The following is a 10,969-nucleotide window of genomic DNA, read 5'->3' as shown; positions in this document are numbered from 1 at the left end:
ACGCCGGTTCGGCTTTATCGGGCGATATCGGCAACACGAAATACTTTCTCGATCCCGAACAGGCACTGAGGCTTGGAGCCGATGCGGTAATAGTTATGGGAATCGTCGGTCAGGAGAGAGATTCCGATGCCCTTCACGCTCTTTCGAAAGCCATCTGGGACTACCAGAGGTACGGGATACCTGTAATTGCCGAGATGCTTCCTTACAGGAAGGAGGACTACTCCTCCCCCGAGGTTATAGGAAATATATCTCGAATAGGAGCCGAACTTGGAGCGAACGTTATAAAGACCATGATGACCGCAAATTACGGCGAGGTCGTTCGATCGTGCCCCGTTCCCGTGATCGTCGCAGGAGGCGAGAAGAACCGCGATTTCTTCGCTTCCCTTGAAGACGCGGCAAAGGCCGGCGCTAAAGGCGCGGCGATAGGTCGAAACCTCTTCCAGGAAAAGGAAAGGACCGGTTTCTTGAAGAAAGTCAGAGTAATTTTCACCTCGAGGTAAGAAGATGAAGATGGATGAAGTCAGTCTCTCTTACAGGGCTGCTGAGATGTATTACATCAACGAGATGAACCAGGAGGAGATAGCCATCGAACTGGGTCTTTCGAGGTCGAAAGTCTCCAGGTTGCTCACCAGCGCGCGCAGACTGGGAATGGTGAAGATCGAGCTCGTCGGGCCGGAATCTTTCGATCTCTCCTCTCTCGAGAGAGAAATAGTCGAGAAATACGCCATAAGGGAGGCCCATGTCGTAGCCTCTATCAAGGGCACCGATAAGGAGATAAAGCAGAGGATCTCTCTCTCCTTCCAGAAGAACCTAACCAAGCTTCTAGAAGGCAAACGTTATGTCGGGCTGGGCTGGGGGACGACCGTTTATGAAGCCGTAATGAGTCTCCCGGAAAACCTCGCCAGGTTTCCCGAGATGAAGATAATACCGCTCCTCGGGGGTCTGGGACAGTCGGAGAAGACTTATCAGATCAACAACATTGTCGAAAAAATGGCCGGTTCTCTGGGCGCGATCCCTATTTTTCTGGCCGCTCCCGCGATCTTCAACAACCCCGAGCAGTTGAAAATCATGAAGCAGGTACAGTCGGTTCAGACGGCCGTCAACGAGTGGTCGAACCTCGAAGCAGTCGTATTTGGTCTGGGAGCCCCGGCCGGAATGTCGGCCGTTCTCGACTCAAATCTTCCCGGCGATATGATACTCGAGCTGGTCAGAAAGCACGCCGTTGGCGATATAGTCTCTCGCTTCATGGGCAAAGGCGGCGAAATAGTCTGCCAGAACATCGAAGAGGTCCTTCTGGGAATCCCCTTCGGCGATCTGCTGAAAGTTCCCGAGAGGATCTGCCTGAGCGGCGGGGAGCACAAAGTCGAAGGAATACGGGCAGCCCTTTCAAGAGGCTACATAACCACTCTCTTTACGGATATAAGGACGGCCCAGATGCTAGTTACACAGCAGGAGGTGCATGGATGAAGGCAGTGATGTACGAAGGAATCGGAAAGATCTCAATCAGAGATGTCGAGAAGCCAAAAATCGGAGAAGATGGAATTCTTGTCAAGATACTCTACTCATTCATTTGTTCCACAGATATAAAGACCTACAAGCAGGGACACCCGATGATCAAGCCTCCGACCATACTGGGCCACGAATGTTCGGGAAGGATAGTCGAAACCGGTCGGAACGTTTCGGAGTTCGAAGTCGGCGATTACGTCGCCGTAGCCCCCTTCGTGAACTGCGGCGAGTGCGAGCAGTGTATCAACGGTTACCCCGAGGGATGCAGAACCAGAGACTTTCCCAGCAACGGAGCCATAACCGAGTTCCTTTCGATCGACGCCGGTTACGCCAGGAAGGGCGTTGCAAAGGTTTCGAAAGAAAAGGTCAAAGAGGCTGCCCTCGCGGAACCCATGGCCTGCGCGTTGACCTCTTGCAGACATATGGAGCTACAGCCGGGCAACTCGGCGCTGGTCGTCGGGGCCGGGATAATGGGTATGCTGAACGCTATAACCTTGCGGGATGTTTACGGCCAGACGGTGGTGATTACCGACAAAAGGAAAGAGAGGCTGGAACTGGCCGAAGAACTGGGCTTTGCCGCCTCCAGCGAAGACACGGGCAAATACAACTCGATCGTGCTAACGGCGCCCGTTCCCGAATTGATCGATGAATACCTGCCCCGGGTGAAGTTGTTCGGAAACATGGTGCTCTTCGGCGGCTATTCGAAAGGGACGAAAGCTCTCTTCGATCCCAATATAATCCACTACAACGGTGTGAAATTGACCGGTACCACGGGCTTTGCCTCTAGGGATTTCATGGCCGCCATCGCGCTTATAAACAGCGGTAAGCTCGACTTGAGATCTTTCACAAAAAGAATCTACGAATTCTCCGATTTCGAGGAGGCCTTCAAAGACGCCGTAGAAGGCAGATCTATCAAAGTCGGAATAAAGGTTGGTGAGTGAGTTGTTCGGCAAGGCAAACAGACTTTCAAGGATATTCAACAGATCCGGAAAAACTATAATGCTGGCTCTCGATCACGGGATGGCTCTAGGACCCATGCAGGGTCTGGAAAGACCGGCCGAGATGCTAGGCAAACTCACACCGTTCACCGATTCCATAATGCTCAACAAAGGGATACTGCAGAACTGCTACACACCGAACGGGCACGTCGGGATCGTACTCCGGGTGAGCGGCGCGGCAACAATCGCCGGCGAGGATATAACCAACGAAAGCATAACCACAACGGTGACCGAGGCGTTGAGATTGTCTGCCGATGCCGTCGCCACCTCGATTTACGTCGGCACTCCAAACGAGTACTCAACTATACGCGAACTGGCCCGGCTGTGCGACGACTGTGAAACCTTCGGCCTTCCGGTGCTGGCCGTAACCGCGATCGGGAAGGACCGGGAGCGCAAAACCGATCCGAGATACCTCTCGCTGGCCGTGAGGGTTGCCGTGGAGATGGGCGCCGATATCGTCAAAACGTATTATTGCGACGAAAAATTCGAGAAGGTCATCGAGGCCGCTGCCGGCATACCCGTAGTCATAGCCGGCGGTCCAAAGATGGATTCGGTGCTGGATGTCCTGAAGATCGCCGAAAATGCCACAAGGGCGGGAGCTCGCGGGGTCGATATGGGTAGAAACGTTTGGCAGCACGAGAGACCGGTGGAGATGCTGCTGGCTCTGAAGGATATAGTCAACGACGGCATGCCCGCCGAAGAGGCTTATTCGAAACGCTTCGGGAGATAGTCATGAAAGTTGTTGAGATGATCTCGGTCAGGAAGGAGTTTCCCGGGGTCGTTGCTCTTGACAATATCGACTTCGCTCTGGAAGAAGGGGAGATTCATGGACTGGTAGGTGAAAACGGGGCCGGAAAGTCCACGCTCATAAACATACTCGCCGGAGTCTTTCAGCAGACTTCGGGAGAGCTCAGACTGTTCGGCAAGCCGGTAAAATTGAGCAGTCCTTCCGAGGCGCTTCACAGGGGCGTAGGGGTAGTTTATCAGGACACCGTTCTGGATCCGTTTTTTACTGCCGAGGAGAACATCTGGCTGGGGAGGGAACCTTCCCGGCTTTCGGTTTTGAAAGGCAGGGAGATCAGATCCAACACGAAGAGGCTTTGCGAGAAGTACGGAATCGAAGTGCCGCTGCGTGTTCCGGTTGGAACTCTAAGTGTTGCCAAGCAGAAGATGGTCGAGATCCTCAGGGCGCTGAGCATGAACTCAAAAGTACTGGTTCTAGACGAGCCGACGGCCTCGATAACCCAGAGCGATACGGATAATCTTTTCGAGATCCTAAAAAACCTGAAAAAGTCCGGCATAAGCATCATCTTCGTCTCCCACCACCTGGACGAAGTCTTCAATCTCTGCGATAGAATCTCCGTCCTCAGAAACGGTCGATACGAAGGCACATCCGTCTCTTCGGAGCTATCGACACGCGACCTCATAAAGCTGATGACCAACAGGGATCTGGTAGATCAATATCCCAAGCAAGCTTCGGAGATCGGAGAGGGAATTCTCAGGGTTTCGAAGCTCAACGTAGCGAGACTGGGATTGAAGGATATCTCCTTCGAGGTGAAGAGGGGAGAGATAGTGGGCTTCTTCGGAATGGTCGGCTCTGGAAGGACGGAGCTCATGAAATCGATCTTTGGCGCCCACGAAATCGATAGCGGCGAAATAACGATAAACAACGAAAAAATCAGGATAAAAGGCCCATCGAAAGCCATGAGGGCCGGTGTCTATCTCTGCCCGGAGGACAGAAGGAGGGAGGGGGTTGTCCAGGATATGTCGGTTATAGACAACCTGACCTCTCCATTCCTTGGGACGCTGACCAGGTTAGGTGTGATCAGCTCGAGAGAGTCCAACGCCAGGGCCAGCAAAGTATCGAGCGATCTGAAGATAAAGACGCCGTCGCTGAAAACGATAATCTCTCATCTGAGCGGCGGCAACCAGCAGAAGGTGGTTCTGGGGAAATGGCTTCTGGGACCGGAATCCAGGATCTTCATATTCGACGAACCGACCCAGGGAATAGATGTCGGAGCCAAGAGCGAGTTTTACAGGATAATGCAGGAAATCGCGAAGAAGGGTTGCGGGGTGCTGTTCGTCTCCTCGGATATCCGGGAGCTGCTGGGTATAGCCGACAGGATCTATGTCATGCGCCTGGGGAGGATCACGGCGGAATTCAAAAGAGAGGAGTACGATCAACACTCGATTCTCGAAAATGCGCTCAGCGACAGCCTCGCCGTAAGGAGTGAAAAATAATGAATAAGATAGGGTTGCTCTTTCAGAAGTACGGCACTATTCTGGCCTTGATCGGGATAGTCGTCTTCTTCTCGATAATGACCGAAACGTTTCTCACTTCCAGAAATCTCATAAACATCCTCTCCCATATTTCCATGCTGACGATAATAGCGACCGGGATGACCGTCTGCATGATACCGGGAGATTTCGACATGTCTATCGCTTCGGTGGCGAGCCTTTCGGGAGTTATAGTGACCTCTCTGATCTTGAACGGCCTGGGCGTGTTCGGTTCCATACTCATCACGGTAGGCATGGGCGCGCTCTTCGGCGTGATCGCCGGAATCCTGATCACCAGATTGAAGATCTCCGCCTTCATCGCGACCCTCGCCCTCGGTACGATCGCGACCGGTATCAACTTCATGTTCACCAGAGGCCAGGAAGTTTACGGGATCTTCCCCGATTCCTTCCTCGCGATCGCGCAGAACAGAGTCCTGGGAATCCCCGTCCAGGTTTTCATAATGGCAGCCGTCATAGTCGTCTTCACCTTCGTGATGGAAAAGACGAAGATGGGAAAGTGGATGTACTCTATAGGGGGCAGTGTGAAGGCCTCTTTTTTGTCGGGCATCAACGTCAGGCTTCTCCGCGTGATCGGAATGATAATCTCCGGCGCCCTCGCGGCCTTCACCGGCTGTATTCTCGCCTCCAGGCTGGGATCGGGACAGCCGACCGCGGGCGACGCTTACCTCATGGATGCGATAGCCGCCTCCTTCCTGGGAATGACCACGATCAAGGTGGGCAGGCCGAACGTACCGGGGACTTTCGTGGGAGCTTTGATCATCGGAGTTATAAACAACGGTCTTGTAATAATGGGAGTTTCGTATTTCTTTCAGTACATCGCCAAAGGAGCGATCATAATTCTGGCCGTCGCGATGACCTCATTCAGAAACTCTGAGAGCTTCTAAGGCAAACAACAGGAGGTGTGGTAACTATGAAAAAGGTAGTTCTTGTTCTTGCGATTATGTTACTCGTTTCGCTGGCCGTCGGTGTCGAGATCGGCTTCGTCGCGGCCAACCTTTCTGCGGTAACCCAGGCAACGATCGCCCAAAATCTCGAAGCCATTTCAAAGACCAACGGCTGGACCATCTACGTCTCGAACTCTGCAGGCTCCTGGGAGACGATGAACAACCTGGTGGAAAACTACGTGTCGAAGAAAGTAGACCTTATTGTGGTCGCCATGGGTCAGGCAAGCTCGCTCACTTCCTCGCTCACCGCGGCGAAAGAGGCGGGCATCCCCGTGATCGGGATCGATTCCGAGTACAGCGACCTGCTGACGGCCGACATTCTCACCAACAACTGGGAGATGGGCGCGAAGATCGCCACCTATCTGGTCGACAGACTGAACCACAAGGGAAATATAATCGTGTTCAAATTCGATCAATTCTACGGGACCCGCTTCAGAGGCAAGGCCCTGGATGTTGTGTTGACTGAAGAGCCGAACATCAAAGTGCTCGAAGTCCATCACCTGCCGCCGGCGGGATTCGTCGAAGACGCCCAGAGAACCATGGAATCGTACCTGCTCAAGTACGGCGACAAGATCGACGCCGTCTGGTGCGCCTGGGACGACCCGGCTTACGCGGTATCCCTGGCTATAAGGGCTGCCGGCTACACCCAGGAAGACATGTTCGTGGTCGGAATTGACGGCAACGAAAGAAACATAGGAATGATAGCGGCCAACAACACGGCCGTCGTAGCCACGATCCTGCAGCCCTTCGGAGACTCCGCCACCAGGGCGGCCGAGCTCATACAGAAGATAGTCGTCGAGGGAAACAGCCCCGAAGAGGTCATCGGAGCCGTCCGGGTAATATACATGGACGCCCCGCTTATAACCTCGGCAAACGCTCAGGATTATCTGAAATAACCAACTGAAAGAAGTACTGAAGCGCTTTCGGGAGCCTGTTGCATTCACCTGTCGAGAGTCGAGGGGTAGATACGATTCGAGGATTTTTTTAATGCAAAGGCTCCCCCGTTTTTCTTCATTACCCGTGATTCACGTACACGATCTAGAAAGGGAGGGTGTATCGGCCGTGAAAGAAAGAGAGCTTTTCGCAGGATACGATATCGGTACGACTTCTAGCAAAATATCCATCACAGACAATGAAGGCCGTATTGTCGCAAGCGCAAAGGTCAATCATTCACAGAGCTTTTCCGACGATGGCTATCCCGAGCAGGACGCCCGGGTGTGGTGGCAGGACTTTCTGAAACTGACTGCGATGGCGGGCAAAGAGATCCCCCTCTCGAGCATAAAAGCGATAGGACTCAGCTCCATGTGTCCGAACGTGTTGCCTGTATCGGGCGATGGAACTCCCCTGCGAAAGTCTTTCATGTACGGAATCGATCAGAGGGCCGCTAAAGAGATCGAACTGCTCAACGAGTTCATGAGACAGGCCGGAGACAATCCGCTGTACACAGAGTATTCAAGCCAGTCCATCCTTCCAAAGATCCTCTGGCTGAGAAAAAACGAACCGCAGATATTCGAAAGGACGGCCCGGGTTCTTACCGCGAACGGTTACATAGCCTTCAGATTGACCGGCCAATTTGCCTCGGATATCTTCTCGCTTTCAGCGGGCAACCTCATAGACCTCAACACCCTGGAGATTTTCGAGGATCCCTTCGATCACGCAGACCTCCCGACAGAGATAATTCCAGATATAAAATGGGCTACCGACCTCACCGGCAAGGTAACGAGACGGGCAAGCGAAGAAACTGGGCTGGTTTGTGGAACTCCCGCTTTCACCGGAACGGGAGACGCATGCTCCGACGCCATAACCAACGCCTGCCTCGAGCCAGGAAACGTCTCCATCTCGCTGGGAGGGACCTCGATTTACATCCAGTGTCTCGACAGACCCGTAAGATCGCCCGCCCTATTCGTTGAAACCGGTGCCGTCCCGGGATCCTTCACCGCCGGTGGCGCTACCAGCTGCGGCGGCCTCCTCACCGACTGGGTGACCGACAGACTGTTCGGCCTCGACATGGACGAGAAAGAGAGTTTGCTGTCGGGTTTTAGAGCGGAGGAATACGAACCTTCAAACATGAGTCTTCTTCCGTTCTTTGGAGGAGCGCGCACCCCCTTCAACAACCCCAAAGCCAGAGGAATTCTCTTTGGACTGTCCATGGAAACCGGCAGAAAAGAGATCTTGAGTTCGGTTTTCGAAGCCATTGCCCTGGATATTAGCATGATAGGGGACGAGATAAAGAGAACGGCGCTCGAACCGAACCAGATCTGCGTCTCGGGCGGCGGTGCCAGGAGCGAAGTTCTGCTACAGCTGATCGCCACCGTGCTCGATCACGAGCTGCTGGTCTCGCCCCGCCAGTACGACTCGGCGACAGGTGCCGCCCTGATCGCTCTGTCGGCCACGAGCGGTAAGGCTCTCGAAAAAGTCGTTGAAGAGATAAAGAAAAAGTACGACCGGGTGGAGCCCAGAGCCGAATACAGTTCGTACATGAAAGAGAGAAAAAATATCTTTAAAGAACTCTACACGGCAAACATCGGCCTTTTCAGATAATAAATAAATCTGTGCCGGTCTCCAAACATATTTCTAAAACTAACGAAGTGAGAGTTAAAAAGCACACCATAGCTCAAACCTTTTCAAGGCCAGTTTTTCTAAATGAAGGCAAAAGGACTCAGAAACTATTTCTCATCTTTCTTTGTGCTCTGCCAAGTATAAGATAATAGATTACTGACATGACTGTGACAACATATACACCTGCGACCAGGCTCCACAATCTTGGGTTTTGGATTAGCATGTCGTATCGTGTTACAACGCAGTATGTTGTGTAAATACTTGCAACGATCATTGCGATAGTCAACACACCTACAGAGAACTTCAAGCTCTTGAGCTCGGCTTTTCTTCTTGGTACGAGCCTCATTTTACTAATATCCCCCTATTACCCACAGAATCAAAATCACTCAATCTATAGTTAGATTAGCGAAATTAATTATAACAAATAAGTATTTAAAAAATCAAATGATCGTCTATACTTTTATTTGAAAAGTAAATATATGAATTGTTAGGTAATCAATAAAAAATCAAACTAAATCACTGCGATTTCTCTTAGCAGGAATTTGTAAGTCCATAGCATATAAATATAAGGAGAGATTCCTAATGAAGAGAGTGCCTTTGCTTATGCTTTTATTGTTTATCATGCTCCTTTCAACTGCCTTTCCGGTAGAGGTTTTCACCCGCAGGCAGCTTCTGGAAGATATCGATTTTCTCGTCGGGAAAATTGAAAGTCTTTTCTACGATCCCTGGCGGAAGATAGATGAGGAGGTTTTCCGCGATCTAGTGGAAGAGGCGAAGTCGTCACTGAAAGATGGGATGACCCTGAGCGAGTTCTTTCTGGTCGCGGGGAGGATTACCGATAGCCTGAAGGATCAGCACTCGGGAATGTCTTTCCCCGGAGAAGTCGACGTACTGCCCTTCAAAACCAGAGAAGTCCAGGGCAGGGCGCTGGTGATCGAATCTGGGAGTTTAATACCCGTCGGGAGCTTTATCCTTGAGATAGAAGGATTCGCAATCGACGAGCTTTACGAGAAATACGGCAGCTCGATGGGTTACTACGAGAGCGAGGAGACCGGACCTAACATCTTCATTAACTGGTTCATTCATGCAATCCCGCAGTTTATGAACAGCCCCGAAGTGGAGGTCACTTACCTTTTCAACGATGAAATACGCAAAGCGGCCATCAATTCCATTTCAGTGAGCGATTCAGACTGGCAGATGATGAGAAACTCAAACAGACCACCGGCCTTCGAGCAGATCGATTCAGTAGCGGTCCTAAAAATTCCGAGCTTTCATCCCGATTATCAGGAAGAGACACTCGAGCTTATGTATCGTATCCCGGGAGATGGATACTCCGATCTACTCATAGATGTCCGGGACAACTGCGGGGGATTCCAGCTTTTCCTGGAGGCGGTTCTGGGTTATCTGACGAAAGAGAGGGCCGACCTTGTCGAAAAGATCGGCACAAGAGATTCATCGGGCCAGTACACCATCAGGACGTGGAACCTGCCTGTCTATCCCGATTATTCATGGAAAGCCAAAGATAGCAGGATATGGATTCTGACCAACGCCAACGTCAATTCGGCAACACTTCTCTTCCTGAGCTTCATGCGGAGAAACACCGACGCCGTGGTGATTGGCGAGCGGTCGAGCGAGCCGGTAAATTTTGGAATAACCAATCCGTTCCACACCATGCCGAATACAGGTCTCCTCTTCTGTCTGTCGAAGATTCTAGTTATCAATGGAGCTGAAGGGGAGCACATCGAGCCGGATCTTGTAATCGAACAGAGCTTGGAAGAGGAAATCAACTGGTATCTCGGAAACGGCGATGCCACTCTTCAAAAGGCTATAGATACTATAACCGGCATAAATTGAGTATGAAAGATATCGATCGATTTCGGCTTTAGCCCGGACCTCAGAGCTCTCTGGATAGAAAGACTATTTCGTCGAGGAAGAAATTCATATCAGGAAGATCGAGAATAGAAAGAAGAACCCGACGGGAGGAGATAGGTGTGTGAGGTCGAACTCCTCAATTTTATCCCCTGACTTGTCATGTGCTTTATCAGTGTTGAGTCGATTATTTATGTTCCGCCTTTTATTCTTTCCATGATCCTCTGATGCTACCGTTTTTTCGGAACTCTTTCTTTTTGTTTTGCTTTTCGCATAAAAAACTCTATATGGAGTCGAATTTCCTTTCTTTTTACTTATTTATTTCTTCGCCTATTTATTGGATACAGCAACTCATAAGCTGTAGATACGAATAGAAATAACAAGATAATCGAAAATAAAGACAGATAATTCGAAAATTCGGCTTGTTTTGAATTTGCTTTTCAAAAATCCAGAGTGGTATAGTTTCAACAAAGGAGGCGATTACAATTCTTTCTGAAGAAAGACGCAGACAGATACTTAGAGAGTTGTCTATTAAAGGAAAGGTTAGATCCACTGAGATAGCCAGCGAACTGGGAGTCTCTGAGGTAACGATCAGAAGCGATCTCTCTGAACTCGAGCGAGAGGGCCTGCTAAAGAGAGTTCATGGTGGTGCCATTCAGACAAAGCTTCAAAGGTATGATCCCGAATTCCAGGAAAAGGTTGCAATTGATGTTGATGAAAAACGACATATTGCTTTGAAGGCTACGAAGTTCGTTGAGAAGTATGACGTGATTTTTATAGATGCTGGAAGCACTA

10 protein-coding genes are annotated in these 10,969 nt (G+C 50.9%); all 10 read left to right on the top strand.

Translation table 11 applies throughout. The annotated features are described in order from the left end of the window. Nucleotides 1–500: class I fructose-bisphosphate aldolase (locus tag PKX57_RS09600; protein ID WP_472416999.1), on the top strand; the 500-nt coding region annotated here is incomplete at its 5' end. Between the two features lie 4 nt (nucleotides 501–504). Further along, entirely contained in the window at nucleotides 505–1,467 is a 963-nt protein-coding gene (locus PKX57_RS09595; protein WP_214048991.1) for a sugar-binding domain-containing protein, read from the top strand. Then, a complete protein-coding gene (locus PKX57_RS09590) occupies nucleotides 1,464–2,447 on the top strand; it encodes an alcohol dehydrogenase catalytic domain-containing protein (RefSeq protein WP_213922864.1) in 984 nt (327 codons plus the stop codon). Before PKX57_RS09595 ends, PKX57_RS09590 begins: the two co-directional genes overlap by 4 nt. Next, entirely contained in the window at nucleotides 2,440–3,234 is a 795-nt protein-coding gene (gene lsrF / locus PKX57_RS09585) for a 3-hydroxy-5-phosphonooxypentane-2,4-dione thiolase (RefSeq protein ID WP_213922865.1), read from the top strand. Before PKX57_RS09590 ends, lsrF begins: the two co-directional genes overlap by 8 nt. A gap of 2 nt (nucleotides 3,235–3,236) precedes the next feature. Next, nucleotides 3,237–4,745 carry a sugar ABC transporter ATP-binding protein gene (locus tag PKX57_RS09580; protein ID WP_472416997.1) on the top strand — a complete coding sequence of 503 codons (1,509 nt, stop codon included), beginning with the start codon at nucleotides 3,237–3,239 and terminating at the stop codon, nucleotides 4,743–4,745. Next, nucleotides 4,745–5,686, top strand: a complete 942-nt coding sequence (locus tag PKX57_RS09575; RefSeq protein ID WP_213922867.1) for an ABC transporter permease subunit — start codon at nucleotides 4,745–4,747, stop codon at nucleotides 5,684–5,686. The genes PKX57_RS09580 and PKX57_RS09575 overlap by 1 nt, the downstream gene beginning before the upstream one ends. Before the next feature lie 26 nt (nucleotides 5,687–5,712). Beyond that, on the top strand, nucleotides 5,713–6,642 hold the full coding sequence (locus PKX57_RS09570; RefSeq protein WP_213922868.1) for a substrate-binding domain-containing protein: 930 nt from the start codon (nucleotides 5,713–5,715) through the stop codon (nucleotides 6,640–6,642). A 124-nt stretch (nucleotides 6,643–6,766) separates the two neighbouring features. Then, entirely contained in the window at nucleotides 6,767–8,287 is a 1,521-nt protein-coding gene (locus PKX57_RS09565; RefSeq protein ID WP_472416995.1) for a xylulokinase, read from the top strand. A 600-nt stretch (nucleotides 8,288–8,887) separates the two neighbouring features. Then, nucleotides 8,888–10,159, top strand: coding sequence for a S41 family peptidase (locus PKX57_RS09560; RefSeq protein ID WP_472416993.1), 1,272 nt, complete (start codon nucleotides 8,888–8,890; stop codon nucleotides 10,157–10,159). A 539-nt stretch (nucleotides 10,160–10,698) separates the two neighbouring features. Next, nucleotides 10,699–10,969 (top strand): DeoR family transcriptional regulator (locus PKX57_RS09555; protein ID WP_472416991.1); only part of this gene is annotated, 271 nt, incomplete at its 3' end.

This window comes from Mesotoga sp. (assembly GCF_035363035.1).
Taxonomy (GTDB): domain Bacteria; phylum Thermotogota; class Thermotogae; order Petrotogales; family Kosmotogaceae; genus Mesotoga.
The sequence above is the reverse complement of the archived record's forward strand: the minus strand, read 5'-3'. Positions and strand labels throughout refer to the sequence as shown.